Origin of the sequence: Candidatus Cloacimonas sp., from assembly GCA_035403355.1 — a bacterium.
Classification (GTDB): domain Bacteria; phylum Cloacimonadota; class Cloacimonadia; order Cloacimonadales; family Cloacimonadaceae; genus Cloacimonas.
In genome coordinates this window covers 17,805-38,959 of sequence record DAONFA010000002.1, presented here as the reverse complement: position 1 = coordinate 38,959, position 21,155 = coordinate 17,805, and the positions used below count along the sequence as shown (strand labels likewise).

17 protein-coding genes are annotated in these 21,155 nt (G+C 40.1%); 2 read left to right on the top strand and 15 right to left on the bottom strand.

The features are described from left to right. Nucleotides 1-43: 43 nt before the first annotated feature. From PLE33_00765 to PLE33_00755, 3 genes are read right to left on the bottom strand one after another with little or no spacing between them, the layout of a single operon-like run. The gene (locus tag PLE33_00765) at nt 44-1,012 is read right to left on the bottom strand and encodes an adenylate/guanylate cyclase domain-containing protein (GenBank protein ID HPS59779.1); all 969 of its coding nucleotides are present in this window, start codon (nt 1,010-1,012) and stop codon (nt 44-46) included. 5 nt (nt 1,013-1,017) lie between these two features. Next, a complete protein-coding gene (locus PLE33_00760; protein HPS59778.1) occupies nt 1,018-1,401 on the bottom strand; it encodes a DUF1987 domain-containing protein in 384 nt (127 codons plus the stop codon). Nucleotides 1,402-1,405: 4 nt separating this feature from the next. Further along, nucleotides 1,406-1,960, bottom strand: a complete 555-nt coding sequence (locus PLE33_00755; GenBank protein ID HPS59777.1) for a SiaB family protein kinase — start codon at nt 1,958-1,960, stop codon at nt 1,406-1,408. Between the two features lie 188 nt (nt 1,961-2,148). Between PLE33_00755 and PLE33_00750 the strand changes: the two genes are divergently transcribed. Beyond that, nucleotides 2,149-2,403, top strand: a complete 255-nt coding sequence (locus PLE33_00750; GenBank protein HPS59776.1) for a hypothetical protein — start codon at nt 2,149-2,151, stop codon at nt 2,401-2,403. Nucleotides 2,404-2,677: 274 nt separating this feature from the next. On the opposite strand, the gene PLE33_00745 is transcribed toward PLE33_00750, so the two are convergent. The 6 genes from PLE33_00745 to PLE33_00720 form a co-directional block, all read right to left on the bottom strand. Then, nucleotides 2,678-3,259 (bottom strand): isoprenylcysteine carboxylmethyltransferase family protein, encoded by a 582-nt coding sequence (locus PLE33_00745; protein ID HPS59775.1) that lies wholly within the window; start codon nt 3,257-3,259, stop codon nt 2,678-2,680. 427 nt (nt 3,260-3,686) lie between these two features. Then, entirely contained in the window at nt 3,687-4,958 is a 1,272-nt protein-coding gene (locus PLE33_00740; GenBank protein ID HPS59774.1) for an ABC transporter permease, read from the bottom strand. A gap of 3 nt (nt 4,959-4,961) precedes the next feature. Further along, nucleotides 4,962-7,181, bottom strand: a complete 2,220-nt coding sequence (gene topA, locus PLE33_00735) for a type I DNA topoisomerase (protein HPS59773.1) — start codon at nt 7,179-7,181, stop codon at nt 4,962-4,964. Between the two features lie 240 nt (nt 7,182-7,421). Further along, nucleotides 7,422-10,583 carry a preprotein translocase subunit SecA gene (gene secA, locus PLE33_00730; protein ID HPS59772.1) on the bottom strand — a complete coding sequence of 1,054 codons (3,162 nt, stop codon included), beginning with the start codon at nt 10,581-10,583 and terminating at the stop codon, nt 7,422-7,424. 347 nt (nt 10,584-10,930) lie between these two features. Beyond that, nucleotides 10,931-12,073 carry an iron-containing alcohol dehydrogenase gene (locus PLE33_00725; GenBank protein HPS59771.1) on the bottom strand — a complete coding sequence of 381 codons (1,143 nt, stop codon included), beginning with the start codon at nt 12,071-12,073 and terminating at the stop codon, nt 10,931-10,933. 268 nt (nt 12,074-12,341) lie between these two features. Then, nucleotides 12,342-12,977: a hypothetical protein gene (locus tag PLE33_00720; protein HPS59770.1), complete on the bottom strand. Its 636-nt coding sequence runs from the start codon at nt 12,975-12,977 to the stop codon at nt 12,342-12,344. Nucleotides 12,978-13,545: 568 nt separating this feature from the next. Here PLE33_00720 and PLE33_00715 point away from each other — a divergent pair. Further along, nucleotides 13,546-13,851, top strand: a complete 306-nt coding sequence (locus tag PLE33_00715) for an HU family DNA-binding protein (GenBank protein HPS59769.1) — start codon at nt 13,546-13,548, stop codon at nt 13,849-13,851. A 938-nt stretch (nt 13,852-14,789) separates the two neighbouring features. On the opposite strand, the gene PLE33_00710 is transcribed toward PLE33_00715, so the two are convergent. The 6 genes from PLE33_00710 to rsfS are packed head-to-tail and all read right to left on the bottom strand — an operon-like array spanning nt 14,790 to nt 21,146. Then, a complete protein-coding gene (locus PLE33_00710; GenBank protein HPS59768.1) occupies nt 14,790-16,391 on the bottom strand; it encodes a S41 family peptidase in 1,602 nt (533 codons plus the stop codon). A gap of 1 nt (nt 16,392) precedes the next feature. Next, nucleotides 16,393-17,121: a dTMP kinase gene (gene tmk, locus PLE33_00705; GenBank protein ID HPS59767.1), complete on the bottom strand. Its 729-nt coding sequence runs from the start codon at nt 17,119-17,121 to the stop codon at nt 16,393-16,395. Then, nucleotides 17,090-18,691 (bottom strand): L-aspartate oxidase, encoded by a 1,602-nt coding sequence (gene nadB / locus PLE33_00700; GenBank protein ID HPS59766.1) that lies wholly within the window; start codon nt 18,689-18,691, stop codon nt 17,090-17,092. Before nadB ends, tmk begins: the two co-directional genes overlap by 32 nt. Continuing rightward, a complete protein-coding gene (gene rimI / locus PLE33_00695) occupies nt 18,688-19,128 on the bottom strand; it encodes a ribosomal protein S18-alanine N-acetyltransferase (GenBank protein ID HPS59765.1) in 441 nt (146 codons plus the stop codon). Before rimI ends, nadB begins: the two co-directional genes overlap by 4 nt. An 18-nt stretch (nt 19,129-19,146) precedes the next feature. Beyond that, on the bottom strand, nt 19,147-20,796 hold the full coding sequence (gene argS, locus PLE33_00690; protein HPS59764.1) for an arginine--tRNA ligase: 1,650 nt from the start codon (nt 20,794-20,796) through the stop codon (nt 19,147-19,149). After that, nucleotides 20,793-21,146, bottom strand: coding sequence for a ribosome silencing factor (gene rsfS / locus PLE33_00685; protein ID HPS59763.1), 354 nt, complete (start codon nt 21,144-21,146; stop codon nt 20,793-20,795). The genes argS and rsfS overlap by 4 nt, the downstream gene beginning before the upstream one ends. Between the last annotated feature and the right edge of the window lie 9 nt (nt 21,147-21,155).

The following is a 21,155-nucleotide window of genomic DNA, read 5'->3' as shown; positions in this document are numbered from 1 at the left end:
CACCCTTCACCTTTCACCTTTCACCGTTCACCGTTCACCGTTCTCAAGTTTTAATTAATTTCGCCACCTCTTCCGGGCTGATTTTTGTTTTATCGTATTTTATCAATAAGTCCTTTTCTTTATCTTCAATCACCACAATGTTATCCTGTTTCTCTTCCCGGGGACCATAGACCTCGTAGGCAAGCTGTGTTTTAGAAAAGCCCTTGAGTTTTACTTTGCGGGCTTCAGAGCAGAGAAAATGGTCTTTAATTATGCCCCAGGTATCATGAGAAATCAGAATTTGATCTGCCAAAGCCAGTGTTTGTAAACGGGAAGCAAGGTTCACCGGACTGCCAATTATAGTATAATCCATTCTTTCACTGCTGCCAAAATTGCCAACGGTAACATAACCGGTAGCAATACCCATTCTAATATGCAGAGGATAGGAATAGCCAAGTTTGAACCATCTATCCTGCAATTCGCTCATTTTATGTCGCATTTCCAGAGCCATATTTACGCAGCGGAAGGCATGCTCAAAATCATTGGTAAAATCCGGGTCGCCAAAGAAAACTAAAATCCCGTCACCGATATATTTATCCAGAGTTCCCTTATAGGCATTAATGATGTTTGTCATTTCTTCCAAATAGGAATTTAAAATAGCGGAAAGTGCCTCACCTTCCATATTAGCGCTATGAGAAGAAAAGTCAACAATATCGGAAAAGAAAATGGTAAGTTTAACTCTACGGGTTTTATTCAGTTCCACTCTTTCTTTACCGCTGGTTATTTTTTTATACAGCGGAGGGGAAACATAACGCGAAAGACGGGAAAGCAAATTGTTCAGGCGTTTTTCATCGGCATCGCTTAAGCGGGTAAGTTTGGAGGTTTGTTTCAGCAGAATTTCGTAAGCGGACGCAAGTTCAGCATATTTTTGTTTATTTACTTTGTCCTCTTCTCCAAGAGATGCCAATATATCTTTTGCTTCGGAAAGCAATATTTCTTCTTTCCAGAAGAGACCTTTATCGCCTACAGTCATTTTTCTTAATCTTCCGGCAGGGGAATTATGTTATAAGGAAATGTAACATCCTCCAAAAACATTTCCCATTGTTCCTTTTGTTCAATATCGCCGTCGGTGTAATACCAGGTAATATTTATGTTATGCCCCGCGTTAGAATAATTCTGCAAAAGGGTTATGATATCGGTTAGCATTTTTTTGCTGGAGGTGCTGATAAAATCCAAATTCAGTTCAATTTGCAGTTTTTGCTCCGGAGCGGTAAAATACTTTTCCAGCTGTAAAATTAAAGGTTGATACACATCCATCGCATTTTCGGGATAAGAATCACCTGTTATGCGTAAAAAGTTGTCCTTAAACGAAAGCTCAATCAAGGGAGTATATTTGGTGGGAGTAATAATATAGTTTTCCATTTTTCTAATCCTCTACCTTAACATAAATCTTTAGCTCAAAAAATACATTGCCATCTTCTAAGGGAGAAAAACTGTATTCTATCGGGCGACCGCTTTGCCTTGCTACTTCATAAAGTCCCAATCCGGCACTTCCATCTGCAGTAATAGTTCCTTGTTTCAGTTGTTGTTGATAGCTTTTATTCAATTCCTCGCGGGAAAGATTGTTGATGTAGAGCAAACGATCTTCAATTGCTTTGGCTTCAACGGAACCGACAATATTGCCGGAAAAAACAATAAACATATTGGGTTCCGTTTTTCCTATCCCGATTAGCCCAATTCCCGTTGCCTTGTTGGTTTCATCAAGATAAACCTTTTCGGAAGAGTATTTAAGAATATTATGCGCGGTCTCTACTAAAACGGAAAAAATCCTGCGGACTACTTTAGTGTCACAATCCTCATTATTCAGTTTTTCTTTAATAGTATCACCCAAAGTAATTAGAACTTCCTGCGTTATCGGACCCTTGTAAGAAAATTGAATTTGGTTGTCCTGCATCAGTGAGTAAATAGTATATACATTCATTTTTGAGCTCATTTGAACCCCTTTATCCAGTATATTTTATTTTGTTTAAGCAAAAATAAAGGAGTAATAATCTGTCAAGTTTTATCTTCAACCCTATCTTCCCATTATATAGTTTTCTCATTGATAAGGCATAAATATTTTCCTGTCTTATCGTGGATTTTTGCATAAAAAAAAGTCCGGAGCTATCTATGCAATATCACTGCCATCCAGTAAAAGGAAATAATGCTAATAGAGAAAAGGAAATGGCGAAGAAAGAATATGCGTTAACCTTTTTCCCGCTTGTGCTGTTCATAATTTATAGAGGGCAATATAAGATATTTATTCTATGTAGTAATAAGCTGGCTTGCCATTGGCGAGACCTTTACCTGTTTTTATGTTGCGCATTAGTTCCTGCCAAGTTGAATCTTTTATGCTGCATTAACACTTCTTTAACGATTCCTTAACGAAGTTAAGGCAGTGTTAAAGGGTCGTTAAAGAGTCGTTAAAGAAATGACCAGGCAACAAGTAGTTATGGTATGTTAATAATGTATGGTTATGATTATAAGTTTACGAACTAAGGGAAAATATGGCTTACCAAGAAAATGCTTTATTACCTATTCCTGTTTTGGCTCGTTTCTGCTATTTTTACCGCCCAAGTCAGAAAAAACGGAGTTGGCAATTGACGAGGAATTTATACTGCTATCGTTTTGCTATGTCCCATTACGGACTCTGAACATTTTAAACTACCCATACTATGATAATAATAACTATGAGCAGGACAGAAAGGGAAAAGGTTTGATATTCCCTGTTTTTTATCCATAACTGAAAAGACCATTTGTATTTCAGCTTTTGCCAGGAAATCTTTTTAGGGAAGTATCTTCCTGTCGTTTTAGCGTAGTCAATCCACTGTTCAGGAAATTTATTCCGCAGGGAGTTTTCCTCTCTGCTGATGGTAAAAGGGAAAATAACAAGAATTAACAGGACTGCTACTATCCAAGCCCAAATATCATTAAGATATAAAACAGCCCCAATTAACATAAGCGAGCTGCCGGTGTATAACGGATTACGATTTATGGAATAGGGTCCTTCCTGCACCAGACGATTGCTCTTTTGAATAATTCCGGCAGACCAGGACCTGATAAAAGAACCTAATGCAATTAAAATAATGCTGATAATGATACCTGCAGGATTGGATAAAAGATGCTGAATACGCTCTTGGTAATTGATGATAAATTCCACTGCCACAGCAAGACACAGGATACGAGTGATGAGCAGGCGTTTTTTTGCCAGGAACTCGGTTAATTTATCGGGTTTTTTCATTGGGGCTTTCTCCTTTTTTCTTTTTGTGGGGGAACGACAAAAATGCCGTTCTTCCGGTTCCGGAGGGTTGACCTCCCGGTCAACCAATTCGGAAGGTTGACCTCCCGGTCAACCAATTCGGAGGGTTGACCTCCTGGTCAACCACACATTATTATCTATTTCGTTACCGAATAATTTACTTTAAAGAAATAGCCGGGTTGTAAGTGGAACGACAAGGATGTCGTTCTTCCGGTTCCGGAGGGTTGACCTCCTGGTCAACCAATTCGGAAGGTTGACCTCCTGGTCAACCACACCATATACTTTCATTCGTTACCGAATAATTTACTTTAAAGAAATAGCCGGGTTGTAAGTGGAACAACAAAAATGCCGTTCTTCCGGTTTCTCCTTTTTTGCAAAGGAACAACAAGGATGCCGTTCTTCCGATTTCTTATTGGCGATAGTAAATTGCCTGAATAGGATCAATTCCGGTTGCCTTCCATGCGGGATAAATTCCGGAAAGAAAACCAATTAAAAGCGAAAAACCGATTCCTACAGCAACTCCCTGAACAGGAAGATACAGGGGAAAATGTATAGCTTTAGCGATCAAAACAATCAATAGCCAGGCAAGAATTACACCTAAAACAGCTCCTATAAAAGCCAGAGCCAGTGCTTCAAAAATAAAATAGAAAAAAATGTCCTGTTCCGTTGCTCCAATGCTTTTACGGATGCCAATTTCGGTCATTCTTTCCTGAATGCTGATCAGCAATGTGCTGAAAAGTCCTATTCCACCTACAATTAACGAAATGGAAGCAATGGCAATAAGGGTTACATTCCATTTATCCATAACTTTATTAATTTCCGCAGTGATTTTCAGGATCATATCGCCAATATCCATAAATTGAAAATTGGGATACATATTATGCCTGGAAAGCAGTATTTGCCTGGCATCGTTTTTTAACTTGGCATAGTCATCGGTGGAATATGATTGCAAGTAAATCTGGTGGATAATTCTATTCCGTTCTAAATAAGTAGCCCCATATTTTAAGGGAACATAAACAGCTTTTAAGTCCTTTTCTCTTTCCCAGGGGTTAAAATTCATTCCATTACCGGTATTCAAAATATCGGAAGCCAAAACCCCTACAACAGTAAAACGATGCGAACCCAAAGCCAGAACTTGACCAATCGGGTCTTTATCCTTAAAGTATTCTTCCGCAAAATAATAACCCAAAACAGCAACCGGGATATTATTTTCCTCTTCGTAAGCATTGAAATAGCGTCCCTTGCCAATAGGATAAGTATTATTTTGGAAGAACTCCACCTCCGTAGCGCGCAGAATGATACTATTTACTTTATTGCCAACCCGGTATAAGCTCTGTTTAGAGATTGTTCCGTAAATACATTTATACTTCAGGTTTTCTTTCAGAGCCAGATAATCTTCGTAATTCAAAAAGGGAACACTCTGTTTCGGGCGTCTAATATTGCTGCGGTTTTTTCCTGTTTCCAAATCAATATTGCCTACGCTCGGGAAAATAACTATGGAATTATCCCAGCCCATACCTTCCATATTATTTTTGATTAGAGTTTTAATAGCATACACACTGGAAAACATTGTTACCACGGCAAGCACACCAATAACAATTCCTGTAAGAGTTAACAAAGACCTCAGTTTATGGCTGAAAATGCTTTGAAATGCGCTTTTGACACCATCTTTAATGTTCATTACCTATTCCATTTCGGTTTTACATTTGGGGCAGATTTTAATTTTCCCTTTCTCTTTTGTGTATTTTTCAACAATATAAGGATTTCCGCATTGGGGACAGGTTATCGGAAGGGGCTTATCGTTCATAATAAATTTACAGTCCGGATAGCGATTACAGGAATAAAATGGACGCCCTTTTTTGGATTTGTGCTCTGTCAATTCCCCTATGCCACATTCGGGACATTTTACTCCTAAGGTTTTGGGACGGGAATACTTGCATTTGGGATAATTGGAACAGGCAATAAATTCTCCAAATTTACCGTTTCTAAGAATTAATTGAGCTCCACATTGAGGACAGGTCTCAGCTAAGGTTGCAGGAATTACTATTTGAATGTTACCATCTTCATCACGAGTAAAACTCTTGGTATTTTTGCATTGAGGAAAACGGCTGCAGGAAAGAAAATCTCCCCCCTTGCTATGTCTGATTAACATTGTTCCCTGTTGGCAAACATCACAAACAATTCCGGTATCCTGCACAAAGTTATTTTTCTCTTTTTTTACATCCACTTGACCGATTAAGGTAATAAGCTGATCGTAATATTCCTGCACTACTTCCTTCCAGGAAATTTTGTTGTATTCTACTTCGTCCAGTTTAGTTTCCATTTCAGCTGTGAACTTAACATTGAAAAGACAATCAAACTTATCCACCAAAAAGCGATTTACATCATTTCCCAATTGCGTAGGCAAAAATGCCCTTTTCTCCATAGAAACATATTTACGCTTTCTCAGGGTTTCAATTATAGCAGCATAAGTAGATGGACGCCCAATTCCTTTTGCTTCCAGTTCTTTAATTAAAGATGCCTCAGTAAATCTTGCCGGTGGAGTAGTAAAATGCTGTGATTTTTCCAGAGCACTATGTTCCAGAACATCCTCTTTGGCATAATCGGGATGAATCTTCTCGCCCAAAGGAATATTGATGTAAGGATATGCTTTCAGGAAACCTTCTTCCACAATTTGCGCCCCCGAAGACACAAATTCCGCTTTCCCGGCATTAATTTTTACACTCGTAGAAAGTAATTTAACACCTATCATTTGGGTAGCAATAAATCGCTGCCAGATAAGAGTGTATAGTTTTAGCTGTTCTTTGGTTAAATATTGAGCTACGCTTTCCGGTGTTCGGAAAGGATCGGTAGGACGAATTGCCTCATGCGCATCCTGAGCACTCTGTTTATTTTTGAAAACACGCACTTTGGGGTTCAAAGCTGGTTCTCCGAAACGCTCTTTGATCAGGTCTTGGGCTTTGGCAATTGCTTCTTCTGCCATGCGGGTAGAATCGGTTCGCATATAAGTAATCAGACCTGTGCTTTCTCCGCCTAAATCTATTCCTTCATAAAGAACCTGGGCAATGCTCATTGTTCTGTGTGCCTGAAAACCAAGCAGCTTACTTGCTTCCTGTTGCAAAGTACTGGTTATAAAAGGAGGAAGGGGTTCCACATTACGATTGCTGCGTTTTATTTCACTTAATTTTGCCTCTGCATTCTGGATATTTTCTACAATTTCTATGGCGTTTTTTTCATCCGGGATTTCTATTTTTTTACCTTCAATTTTTTCCAATACCGCTTTGAAGGGAGGCAAATTACCCTTCCAGAAGTCCGCTTCAATTTTCCAGTATTCTTTAGGGATAAATGCTTTAATTTCTGCTTCGCGTTCACAAATCAAACGCAAAGCAACGGATTGCACTCTGCCTGCGGAAAGCTCTTTAGTAATCACTTTCCAAAGCAAGGGGCTTACTTCATAACCCACCAGGCGGTCTAAAATTCTTCTTGCCTGTTGAGCTTCCACTTTTGCCATATCAATTTGTCCGGGGTTTTTCATTGCCTCGTTTATAGCCTTAGAAGTGATTTCGTTAAACACAATCCGATAAACGGGTTTATTATTCAGTTCCTTTTTCAGGGCTTCGGAAAGGTGCCAGGCAATGGCTTCTCCTTCCCGATCATTATCACTTGCCAGATAAATGCTATCGGCAGATAAAGCCGCCTCTTTAAGTTCTGAAATCACTTTGCTTTTCTTTTTATCTATTACATAAACGGGTTTGAAACCCTGCTGAACATTCACACCCATTTCGTGTTTAGGCAAATCACGAATGTGCCCCATTGATGCCTTCACATTGAATTGGTTCTTCAGAAATTTAGTTATCGTTCCTGCCTTGGCAGGGGATTCTACTATTATTAGTCCTTTACTCATATCTTTCCTTTTTCGGTTAACAGGTTAGCAGGCAAGCGAAACTACAGGAAGAACAATATCCTCATCGTTCCACTTTCAACTGCGCTATTTCTTTATCTCCAACTTTTACTTAAGCTCTATCTTTTATATTGGTTGACAAGGATGTCAACCTTCCGGATGCCCTCAGCTCTCAGCTCTCAGCTCTCTGCCCTCAGCCCTCAGCTCTCTGCCCTCAGCCCTCTGCCCTCTGCCCTCTGCCCTCTATATTTCTTCATTTATTCCGCAGCATTTTTTATACTTTTTCCCGCTTCCACAAGGGCAGGGATCATTTCTTCCTACTTTGGGAGCTACTTTTACGGGTCTCACTTTTTCCACTTCTCCCCCAGGATTATTATATTTAGGAGGTGCGCTCATATTTTGCACCATCTGTTGTTCCTGCTGTGAATGTAGAAAAGCGTTTATATCCTGATGAGACAGATTGGCATTTTTCAGCAGGTCGTTTATTTGTTCCTGGGAAAGAACATAAGTAGTAAATACCTTACGGGTAACATTTTCTTGAATGCGGGCTATTAAACCCTGAAAAAGTTCAAAGCTCTCTTTTTTATACTCAATTAAGGGGTCTTTATTGGCATAAGCTCGTAAATATACACCATCCTTCAGCAGGTCCATCTCGTGTAAATGGTCTCGCCATTCATCATCAACAACTTCCAGAAGAACGCGCCGTTCAATATCTCGCAGCTGTTCCGTCCCAAGCTGTTTTTCTTTATTCTCATAAGCAGAAAGAGCATATTCCAGCAAAGTGTTCAGCAGAAGGTCTCTGTTCAGATGGTCACTGGCAATATCCTCAAGGTGTAATCCCAAATTCAAGCTCCGCTGAAACCATTCGCAGATATGTTCCAAATTCCAGTCCTCAGGATAGCTGTGAGGAGTAATAACTTCATCCACAAGATTGGATATAGTTTCAGCAATCATTTCCAGAATTTCGTTCTTCAGGTCATAGCCCTTCAGCACACTGCGACGATAGGCATAAATCACTTCGCGTTGCTGATTCATCACTTCGTCATATTTCAACAGTTCTCTGCGGATTTCAAAGTTATGCTCTTCCACTCTCTTTTGTGCTTTTTCCACGGCTTTGGTCATCCAGGGATGGCGAATTACATCTCCCGCTTTTAAGCCCATTTTAACCATCATCGGAGCTATTCTATCCGAACCGAAAAGGCGCATTAAATCATCTTCCAGAGAAAGATAAAAACGGGAAGTTCCAGGGTCACCCTGACGGCCTGCTCTTCCGCGCAGCTGTCTATCAATTCTTCTGCTTTCATGTCTTTCACTGCCAATTACATGAAGTCCATCCAAAGGTAAGCCGTAAGGATATTCTTCGGTTAATGTTTTAGGCAAATTCAAATAGCTTTCGTAAGAACCTTCCACAACGCCTTTACCAAGCTTAATATCGGTTCCCCGACCTGCCATATTGGTAGCTATAGTTACAGCTCCGGGTTGTCCGGCTTCGGTAATTATTTCTGCTTCGCGTTGATGTTGACGGGCATTTAGAACATTATGAGCTATTCCTTTCCGCTTTAGTAAACGGGAAAGAACTTCCGACACTTCTACACTAACTGTTCCCACCAGAACGGGTTTTTGTCTTTCGTGCCAGTAAATAATCTCATTGATGATTGCCTGATATTTATCATTTTTACCTAAGTATATCAGATCATCGTGGTCAATGCGGGTAACGGAAACATTTGTAGGAATCACCATAACCGGTAAACTGTATATTTCCATAAATTCAGCTTCTTCCGTAACTGCGGTTCCGGTCATCCCGGCAAGTTTATCATACATCCTGAAATAGTTCTGTAAAGTAATCGTGGCAAAAGTTTGCGTGCCGGCTTCAATTTCCACATTTTCTTTTGCTTCCAGTGCCTGATGCAAGCCATCTGAAAAACGGCGTCCCGGCATTTGGCGTCCGGTAAATTCATCCACAATCACCACTTTGTTATCTATTACCACATATTCCTGGTCATTTTCAAAGAGGGTAAAGGCACGGAGTAACTGATTGATATTATGCAGCTTTTCGCTTTTATCCATAAAGCGGTTGGTCTGCAACGATTTTTCTTTTTGCTTTTCCTGTTCCGAGAGCTCCGGATTGTTATCTATTTCCGCTAACATTTCATCCAGAGATTGCACGATGAAGAGGTCTTTATCTTTTTTGGAGAGAACTTCGCGTCCTTTTTCACAGAGGTCAACGCTATTATGGCGTTCTTCTACTACAAAGAAAAGATTTTCGTCCAGTTCGGGCAGCTTTTTATCTCGCAGGTAGATACCTTCAATGTCATTGACTATTTTTTTCAGTTCACCTTCCTGCATCAATTTGATGAATGCCTTATTCCGGGGAGCAGCTCTTTTCACTAAAAGCAGGTTGCGAGCTAAACGGTCATTATTGGGACGGGAATTATTTTCATCCAGGTCTTCTCTGATTTCGCTTAAATATCTTTGCACCAAAGAATTCTGTAGTTGAACGAGCTGAGCTATTGCCGGACGCAATTCCCGATAGAAATTTGTATCCTGAGCTATGGGACCACTAATTATAAGAGGTGTTCTTGCTTCATCAATTAAAATGCTATCCACTTCATCCACAATAGCAAAATAGAAATCACGCTGAACAAGCTGCTGGGGAGAAGTTGCCATATTATCCCGTAAATAATCAAACCCGAATTCACTATTCATTCCGTAAGTTATGTCACAATTATATGCTTCTTTGCGTGCCTCAAAATCCATTCCGGTGGTAATGCAGCCAACGGTTAATCCGTGAAAATTAAAAATCGGGCTCATCCATTCGGCATCCCGACTTGCCAGATAATCATTAACCGTAACCAGATGTGCTCCGCGTCCCACTAAAGCATTTAAAAACAAGGGCATTGTAGCAACGAGGGTTTTGCCTTCTCCAGTTGCCATTTCAGCAATTTTGCCATCGTGCAAAGCCATCCCGCCAATCAATTGCACATCAAAAGGCACCATATTCCATTCTACTAAATGACCGCGCACTTCAAATTCCTTACCTGATATGCGTCTGCAGGTGTCTTTAACGATGGCAAAAACCTCTGGAAGATAATCATCCGTAGTGCTTTTAGTGAGCTGTTTCAGTTCTTTCTTTTTACTGTCTATGATGTTATCCAACCGGTTGCGTTCGCTATCTTCTCTGGTTTCCCGATAGTTTTTTTGCAGTTCGGAGAGTTCATTATTCAGCGGTTTAAGCTTATCTGCAATTTCCTGTTTAATTTCCTGCACCCGGGCAATAAGTTGTTCATCTTCATACTGTTCCAAACCGGAATATATTTCATTTATTTCGCTTACCATGGGCTCGTAGCGCTTCAGGTCTTGACTATTCTTATCGCCAAATATTTTCTTCAGTATTTTCTCTAACATTTCGTTACCTTCTTGGGGTAAACCGACAGCTTATTCTCTAAGCCGTAAGTTGATATCGTTTTTTCCTTTTTTTACCTTTTAAATTCAGTGGGGGGATTGTGTCAAATAAAAAAGCATTTTTAAGATTAACCTCTCACAGATTACACAGATTTCACAGATTAGATTTCCCGCAGATTCATTTCCCGCAGATTGCGCAGATTTATCTCTCGCAGATTACGCAGATTTCGCAGATTAGATTTTATGATTTTAGTTTAACTCTCTATTTAATTCCTTGGTATCACTTTTCACTGTTCACCGTTCACCCTTCACTTTTCACTGTTCACCGTTCACCGTTCACCTTTCACCTGTCAAAACGCCAGCATCAGCAAAGATTCCACTTCCACTGCCGTAAATCTGCTAACCATTCCAATGCGGGGTGTAGTCATAATCATATTAACAATCTTGGGCAGTTCATTTTCTTTAATACCCAAATCCCGCAAGGATTTTGCCATACCCCAGCTTTCCAGTTTATCTCTAAATCTATGCAAAGCCCGGGAAACATTTTCCTCATTCCAAACATTTTTCGCCCAACGCAGAAAGCGGGTAGGGTCTTTTTCGCTCATATATTCAATCCAGGCAGGAAAAATAACCCCCAAGCCCTCACCATGAGCTATTTCGGGATGCAAGGCAGAAAAACTATGTTCTATATCATGGCAAGCCCAGTCGCCTCCTTTTAATCCAATTCCGGAAATTCCGTTTAAAGCCATTGTAGCGCACCAAGCCAAATTTCCTCTTGCCAGTAAATCACCGGAATTATTTTGCAGGCGGTCAGTCATTTCCACAATAGTTTTCAGTAAAGCATCATCAATAGCCAAAGTAGCAATAGCGCGGTCATCGGCAAAATAAAACTCCAAAATATGAGCCATAGCATCCATTGCTCCATTGGCTGTTTGTTTGAAAGGTAAACTGGATTGCACGGACGGGTCTATAATACTTAAACGAGGATAAATCAGCGGAGAATAAATACCCCATTTCTGCATTGTTTCAGTATTTGTAATAACTGCATTGCCATTCATTTCACTACCCGTAGCAGAAAGCGTGAGAACAGTATATACAGGAAGGGCTTTATGGATTTTCTCTCTGCCCTCAAAAGCACTCCAGATATCTTTTAAATAAATTCCGGCAGCAACTGTTTTTGCTGTATCTATAACACTTCCACCGCCAACAGCCAAAACTGCTTCCACTTGTTCCTTTCGGGCAAGTTCACACAGTTCCATCACTTTTTCCAAAGTGGGATTTGCCTGAATTCCCCAACCCTCAACTTTACAAATTTCCGCTTTTTCCAAGGTTTCACAAACCTGGGTATATATCCCGTTTTTCTTAATAGAGCCACCCCCGGCAATCATTAAGCATTTCTTAATTCCTGCTTTCTGCATATCCATACCCAATTTCCTGATTGAACCTACACCAAAGTCAATCCGCGTAGGATTATAAAAGCTGAAGGATTCCATCTCTATCTCCTTTACTTCATATTCTTGTGCTACCATCACAGACGCTATAAATAAATATAACGCAAACGAAGGATAAAACAAATGAAAAGGTGAAGAAGCAAAAGGGGAGGTGTAAAAAAGAAAAATACTGAACCATCAAGAAAGCATCTTTTTTTTTAAGGAAAATCCCCCGGCTATTCCTGCAACAGCTAAAATCTGAATAAAATAGAGTGTTTCCGCAACACTGCAAAATCATCTTTGTAACCTCAGAAGTCCTTAGGCAATTACTCTACTGCCAGTTACCGTTTATCTCAATTTCCTTTTCCCAATGACAGCAAATCATAGTCCCGAATTTAATTGATTTTCCTAAATCCGTTGCCAGTTCCGGCTCCACAGAGGCAATTTCTTCCAAAGCACGATTGATAGCCCGAACTATTCTTCTTTTGGTCTTCTTGGCTTCATCATTAAAATTCCGGATATGATTATCCTTATGATAAACCTCATACAGATAAGAACTAAGTTTGTCCTTACGGTCTCTAATTTCATCAGCACGCGCATAATCACAATTTTCCTCCAGTTCCGCCAATTCTTCAATCAGGGATAGCAATTCCTCTTTCACTTCTTTAATAGTTTGCATATCTGTCTTCGGAATTGGAAGGAAATTTTCCTGCACTTTTAACTGCTGGATTTGCACCTCTTCCAATGTTTTAAATTGATTGTAGGCACTTTGCGAACTCCCTCCTGCCAATTCTATGCTGTTGTAAGAAAAATTAAGCTCCGGATTTTCCAGCAAAGCAAAAATATACTTCAAACCCTTACTGAAGAAAAGAGTATGTTCTCTGCCCTGATGGCTGAGAAAAACTCTATTGTGTTCACAACGGAAGGTATAGACCTCAGGAATATGATTCGGAACTACGGACTGCATTTTTCACCTCTTTTGCGATATTAGAAATTACTGGGATTACAATTTCCAAAAGCACATATATAAGCAGCACTAAATATGTCAAGCATAAATTTAGCAATACTAATAAATCCCCTTTATTTGTCCTGATATTAGCACTACTAATTCTATGTCAAGATGATATTTTCTAAGGTCTTATCCCTTATCATCCGCAAAATGCATTTCTATTATTAATTCTATTTACACCCTGGCGGAAGAGAAATTATTTCCTTTCTCAGATGATAGTCCCGCGCCATTCCTGTGAGGCAGGAAAAAGAAATATTGGTTTTCTTTGCCCCAGGATTTTCCTTGTTTTTTCGGAATAAAGTTTAGTCCGTTTTTATAGGGCATAAGCTTTTCTTAAAATGAAATTGCTGTTTCAAAAGGACTGCCTGCCTGCAAATTTATTTCCGCAAATTAACCTGTATGCATTATTGTAAAAGGATTTCTGAAAGCACCGGGCAGCCCCGCAAGATTTTTCCCTTGACATAAATCCTAAGGTTTTATCTATGAATACCTTATTGCTGAATTACAGCAAAATAGTGAAAAACTAATTTCAAGGAGAAAAAAAATGACAAAAGCCGATTTAGTAAAAATCATTTCGGAAAACACCGGAATTATCCGTAAAGATGTCGCTGTTGTTGTTGATGCCCTTTTTTATGCCATTAAAGATAGTATGGCTAAGGGAAATCATATTGAAATTCGTGGTTTTGGAACCTTTAAACTAAAAACCCGTAAACCACGCGTAGGTCGTAACCCCAAAACAGACCAAAAAGTTCCTGTTCCTGCCAGAACCGTTCCTACCTTCAAATTTTCCCGCGAATTTAAAAACGCTGTAATTAGCGTTAAGACAAAGTAATAAGAGCTGCAATTATGCCATGCGGGAAAAAGAGAAAACGCCATAAAATCGCAACCCACAAAAGGAAGAAACGCCTTCGCAAGAACCGTCATAAACGCAAATAGAATAGCCGAGCGCTGTCTATTTCATAAATTTTGCCGTTTCTTTTGGGGAGAAACGGCATTTTTTTTCTTAAATTTTTGTTTTAACTTACAATTTTCACCTGCCTTCAATGAAACCACAACCCACAATTTTCTTCACTTACAACCACTTTTTAGCTGGTTTGAAATCTGAAAAATTGTGAGTCAAAACAAAAACATTGTTCGTTTTCCATCCCCAAAATACTTGTTTATCAGTTCCTGCTTTTTTGCGTTATGTGGCAGATGAGATTCCCGTATCGTTCCCATATCGCGATACGAGAACGATACGGGAGTCATATCGGAGGTTTATGGAGAAAATTTCGGGATTGCTTAGGGATATTGTTTTGACTTTAAACCGATTCTTCTGTAGTTGCAACAAGATGCAGAGTTTACAGGAAATTTATCTTTTGGCCAATACTGTCAAAGCTAAAGCTCGGTTTAGAGTTAAAACAATAATTCAACTCCGAAGCCACCATTGCTGAACAATTCCAACTCAACCCTGCAAATGAAAAAAAATATCTTCTTTCGGTGAGCACAAAAATAGAGGGGTTGGTAAAGCGCAGTTGCCAGTGTACAGAATTCTTGTTTTAACTCACAATTTTGCAATGAGGAAACCAATAATAGCGCAGTTGCCAGTGTTTGCCAATTTGCGGGTTGTGGTTTCAGCGATGGCATTGGCAAAATTGTAAGTCAAAACAAGCTGTTTGCCTCGGTAATTTCCCGAGGAGCTAACGCCATCCTCGTTCGTTCATGCAAACGAAGAGGTTGACCAGGAGGTCAACTTTCCGATGTTGCCCTAAGGAGCTAACCTGCTAAATCCTATTTTCCTTTTTTTTCATTCAAGGAAGCGGCATAGGCAAACATCTGTTCCAAGGTTTTAAAACGGTCAAACAGAGAAATTGCTTCCATCAACTGTTTATCCTGAGAAATGGTTATTTTATATGCTTCTTCGTCACCTTGCACTTTACGAACAAGTTCACTTTTGATAGAATTCCGGATAAAGCTATTGGCGCTATCCACATCTGCCTGGGTATATTTAATGTCGTTTTTAGATACATAAGCCAGAAAATCGTTCATAATTTTACTGTCAATTTGGGTATGGGCATCAAACTGGTGATTGTGTTGCACCAAATAGTCCACGGCGAAATTGAAGAAGACATTCTTACGGCGTAATTCAACTCCGAAAAGGGTCAGGAAATCGCTCTCCACTGTAATATCGGGTTGAATTCCTCCCCCTCCGTAAACCTTACGATTTTTGGCAGTATAATAGACCTGTTGGAGGTTGTTTTCGGTTTCTTTTTTCAGGTCTTCTTCGCTCACTTCTTTGCCTTTAAGCAAGTTATCATTACTCATTTTATGTATGCAGCGTCCGCTTTTGATGTAATAATAGGCAGTAGTAATTTTAATTCCGTTGCCGTTGGAAAGAGGAATAAGCTGTTGCACACTTCCTTTCCCGAAAGTATTTTTGCCCATCACTAAGCCCTTATCCCAATCCTGCAAGCTGCCGGCAAAAATTTCTGAGGCGGATGCCGATGCTTCATTAACAAGAACGACAATAGGATAGTTTCGCTCTTTAACATTATATCTGGTATAAAGTTGCTTGTTTTCCGTTCTACCTTTGGTTTCCACTACCAAACGGTCTTTTCCGATAAATTCATTAACGGTATCTACTGCCTGGTCTAAAAGTCCTCCGGGATTCCAACGCAGGTCTATAATCAAACCCTTTACATTTTGGTTTTCCAGGTTATCCAAAGCAGCCCTCAACTCGGTTACAGTATTTTCATTAAATTGAGTGATACGAATGTAGCCAACGCCATTATCCAGTTTGAAACTATAGGGCACACTCTTTATTTTTATGGTCTCGCGGGTAATTTCAAAATCTATGGGTTCAGGTAAACCGGGACGGCTGATAGTTATTTTAACTTTAGTTCCTACATCCCCCCGCATTCTTTTAATTGCCTCATCCGTAGAAAAACCAACTACCGAGACACCGTCAACTTTGATAATTCTATCCCCGGCAGTAATCCCCATTCTATAGGCAGGAGTTCCTTCAATTGGAGAAACGACGGTAATATATTCGCCGATTTTATCTATTTGAATTCCCAAACCTCCGAAGGAACCTTTAGTGGTAGTTGTAAATTCCTTAAATTTCTCGGGAGTAAAATAGGTTGTGTGAGGGTCTGTAGAACCAAGCATACCGTCAATGGCAGCTTTAATAAGTTCTTCGTCATCCAAGTCGGTTACATAATATTGTTTCAGCTTATATAAGACCTCACTGAAAAGTTGCACCTGGGAATATAAATTGGTACTTTGCGGACGGGTTTGAGCGTAAGCATCCGTTGCCACAACAAGAAGCAAGGCACTTAACACCCAAATGCTGATAATTGAGATTAGAGCAAGTTTCTGCTTGGGTTTAATCATTTTATTCTCCTATAAAAGGTTGCAGAGTGGAGAGAATCTGACGGTGAATAATTTCCGGTTGGCTTTCTCCATTAAGAACAATATATCTGGAAGGGTATTTATTGGCAATAGATAAAAATTGCTTGCGCACTTTTTCGTGAAAACCGAGGGCTTCCTGTTCCAGGCGGTCTAAACTGCGATTTTTAATTCTGGCAATGCCAATTTCTACAGGAAGGTCTATAAGAAAAGTAAGGTCGGGAGTCCTGCCATAAGTTGAAAATTCGGTAAGCACATTGATCAGTTCTTCGTTTAGCTCTCTGGCAGCTCCCTGATAGGCATAAGTGGAATCAAAATAACGGTCACTAATCACTATTTTCCCTTCAGCCAGGGCGGGAAGAATAAGTTCTGCCGTATGTTGAGCTCTGCTGGCACAATATAGCAGTAATTCCGTTTCCGGTTTCATTTCCTTAAATTCCGGATTGAGCAGTAATTCGCGAATAGCTTCCGCAATTTTAGTGCCCCCGGGTTCGCGCGTTGTTACATAAGGCAAACCTTTGGCTTTTAGAAAATCCACCAGCATCATAATCTGGGTGGTCTTTCCGCTGCCCTCAATGCCTTCAAAGGTTATAAAAAGTCCCTTGTCTGATGAGGCATTAGGAGTGAGATTTTCACGGTGAGAGCTTTCACCGGAAGAATTCTTACCTTGTGCAACATTCAAACTAAATAATGGTGTCATGTTTATAGTGTTCATCATCGTGATAGGGGTTATCTACCAAAAAATGCGCTCCTCTGCTTTCCTTACGCATTAGAGCACTTCTTACTACAGCAATGGCTATAATTGCCATATTGCGTGTTTCCACTACTTCCTTGCGGACTGCATTATGCTGGTAAAAGTTGTTAATTTCGTTATAGATGTTTTCCAATCGGGAAAGAGCATAATTCAGCAAACGCCTGCTTCTTCTGATACCTACATAACCTTGCATAATAGTTCCCATAATTTCCCGGTTGTGACTAATCACTACCCATTCGTTTTCATTGAATTCCTCAATCACTTTCCATTCCGGGATACGTGGAAATTTAACTTCTTCCCAATTGGAAGGATGATTTCCTGCTTTATATGCCATCACCAATGCTTCCAGTAACGAATTGGATGCCAAACGGTTAGCTCCATGCAATCCACTGCAGGCAACTTCCCCTGCCACAAATAAATTGCGGATATCCGTGATGCCCTCAATGGTAGAAAGCACCCCTCCACAAAAATAATGCGCTGCTGGAGCTACCGGAATAGGATCAACCGTAAAATCAATTCCCTGGGCTTTCAACATACTGTTGATGGAGGGAAAATGTTTCAGCAATTGCTCGGAAGGAACTCTTGTGGCATCCAGGTAACAAAATTTCTCTCCCCGCTTCTTCAATTCACTGTCTATGGCTCGGGAAACGATATCCCGGGGAGCCAAATTACCTTGCGGATGGTAATTTTCCATAAAGGTGCTGCCATCTGAAAGACGCAAAACAGCTCCTTCTCCTCTTAGAGATTCGCTTATTAAAAAGGTCTCGCCATCGGGATTCCAAAAAGCGGTAGGATGAAATTGCACGAATTCCATATTAGCTAAACGCCCTCCTGCTAAACGAGCCATAGCCATTCCATCGCCGGTGGTAACTTTGGGATTGGTATTGGGAGAATAAATTTGGGCAGCTCCACCGGTTGCAAGCATCGTTTTACGGGCTTTAAAAATATCCACTTTATTTTCTTTGGTTTCTAACACATAGGCACCCCAGCAGGAAATTCCGGGTACAAAACCTTCATCTTGAACTACATGATGCTGAGTTATCAGGTCTATAGCGATATGATATTCAAAAATATCAATATTAGGATTTTTACGGCATTGAGCAATTAATGCCTCCATAATTTGATGCCCTGTAGAATCAGCAGCGTAGGCAATCCTACGGCGTGTGTGACCTCCCTCCATAGTAAGAGAGAGATTCTCCAGGCAGATGTCGTAAGCAGGATCACGCAAAGTGAAATCCGTTCCTAAATCTATCAAATACTGAATCAGTTGAGGTGCTGAAGAGATAATTTCCGAGATTACCTGTTTTTTCCCTAATTCCGCTCCTGCCTGATAAGTATCTTCAATATGAGCCGCAAAAGAATCCTTGGGGTCTATAGCGGCAGCGATTCCCCCTTGAGCATGGTCTGTATTACAATCGGTAAGAGAACTTTTGGTTATCACTGCCACTTTTCCATATTTGGAAACCTGCAGGGCATAAATTAAACCGGCAATACCACTGCCGATAACTAAATAGTCATATTCGCAAGTCATTTTATTTTCATTCCCATAACTATGGCATCTTCGTCGGGTTTATTATAATAATTCTTACGGATGCCGATATCCTCAAATCCTACCTTCTTGTATAAAGAATGTGCTTTGAAATTGGACATCCGCACATCCAGATAAAAATAGCGAATTCCCCTATCATACATCATTCGCATTGTTTCCGTTAGCAAATATTCCCCTAAGCCCTTTCCCTGAAAATCGGGTCGGACAGCAAAATTCACAATTACCATTTCATCTGCCCCACCGCTATAAATAATATAACCAATCACTTCATCTTCCCTTAGCAAAGTAAAAAACCAGGAAAAAAGCATCCCGGAAAAAGCTTCCCGGGGCCAGGGATTGGAAAAAACCTGCTTTTCTATTTCCTGAAAGGCATCAATATCACTCGGAACGGCTATACCTATACGAAAGGAATCATCCATTTATTTACTCAATTAACGCTACATTTTTTCGGGTGCACTAATGCCCATTAACTCAAAGCTGATTTCCATAACTTTTTTAACGGTAAAAAGCAGCATCAAACGCGCTTGCGAAAGAGAAAGATTGCGGGCATTTACGATCTGATACTTTTCGTAATAATGATGAAGCAAAGACGCAAGCTCTTCTATGTAAGTAGTTAAGCGATGCGGTTCCCGATGAATGGCTATTAAAATAAGCAATTCAGGCAAGTCCGCCATTTTTTGAATTAGCGCCAGTTCTTCCGGTTTCACGAGTTTTTTTACCATTTCTTTTTTGAAATGCTTGGGATAGACCTTCTCGCTACGAGCTTTTTTCATTATACTGCAAATCCGGGCATAAGCATATTGGCAATAGTAAACAGGGTTTTCGTTATTTTTCTTCAAGGCAAGCTCCAAATCAAAATTCAGATGTGCATTTGCCTTGCGCGCTATGAAAAAATAACGGGCTGCATCTTTTCCAACAACACTGATAAGATCGTCCATAGTTACAATTTTACCCGCACGCTTGCTCATTTTCACTCTTTCCCCACTCTCAAAGATATTAACCTGCTGCAGAAATATGAATTCCAGGATGGATTCATCATAATTCAAAGCCCTAAAGGCAGCTCTAATCCTTGGTACATAGCCATGGTGATCGGGTCCGAAAATATCTATCAATTTAGTGAAACCACGCTGAATTTTAGTTAAATGATAGGCAACATCGGGAACAAAATAGGTGATGGAACCATCCGATTTCATCAGCACTCTATCTTTGTCGTCCCCAAATTTTGTGCTGGAAAACCAAATGGCATCATCTTTTTCATAAGTACAATCCGCTTCCGTTAAATAGGACAGAACTTCTTCCACCACTCCTTCTGAACGCAGGGTCTTTTCGGAAACCCAACCTTCAAAAACAACACCAAATTTCTCCAGCGAATTTCTTTGCATTTCCAAAAGCTCGGATAAGGCAAATTCTTTCAAGTGCTCCAGGCGGTCTTTTTCCGGCAGCATAAAAACCCTGGTTCCTTCCAAAGCGTTCAAACGGTGAGCCAAATGCTTCACATACTCTCCGTGATATGCTTCATAGGGGAATTCGCCAATCTTCTCTCCGTGGATTTCCCTTAAACGCAATTCCAACGATTCTGCCAGAATATCTACTTGATTACCCGCATCGTTTATATAAAATTCCCTTGCCGGAGCATAACCTACATATTTCATTATTCTATATATGGTATCTCCAAAAGCAGCTGCTCGGGCACTGACAATATTTAAGGGACCCGTAGGATTGGCGCTGACAAATTCCAACAGCACTTTTTCCTTATTGCCGAAATCGCTTGTTCCGTATTCTTCGTCTTTATAAATTTCCCAAAAGACCTGCTGATATAAAGCCGGGGCAAGATAGAAATTGATAAAGCCGGGACCGGCAATTTCCAGTTTTTTATATGCCTTATTTTTCTTTAGTTCTTTAACAATCTTTTCTGCCATTGCTTCAGGTTTCAGCTTGTTTTCTTTACTTAAAACCAAAGCAGCATTGGAAGAATAATCGCCAAATTCCGTATTATTGGGAATTTCAACACTGAATTCCTTGGCATGGCTAAGTTTCAGAATATCTAAGACCTCAACAATATTCTGATGCAGAAGCTCTTTTATCATTTTTCACTCTCTTGCAACGGTTTATTTACCAATTTGGTTAAAAGCTCGTCTATATTATAATAATCTCTTGTTTCGGGTAAAAAGATATGCACAATCAGTTCTCCAATATCAAGCAACACCCATTGCCCATAGTCCATACCTTCTTTGCTTAAAAGGGTCAGTTTATTCTCTTTTGCCATCTCTACGATGTGATTGGCAATGGCTTTATTATGCACATCGGCGCTGCCTTCACAAACAACTATTACATCTGTATAGGAACATTTATCCTGCACATTATAAATACGGATATTCTCCGCTTTCTTTTCTTTCAACCAATTGATAACGGTTTCCAAGCTGATGCTTTCAGCCAAAATTTCCTC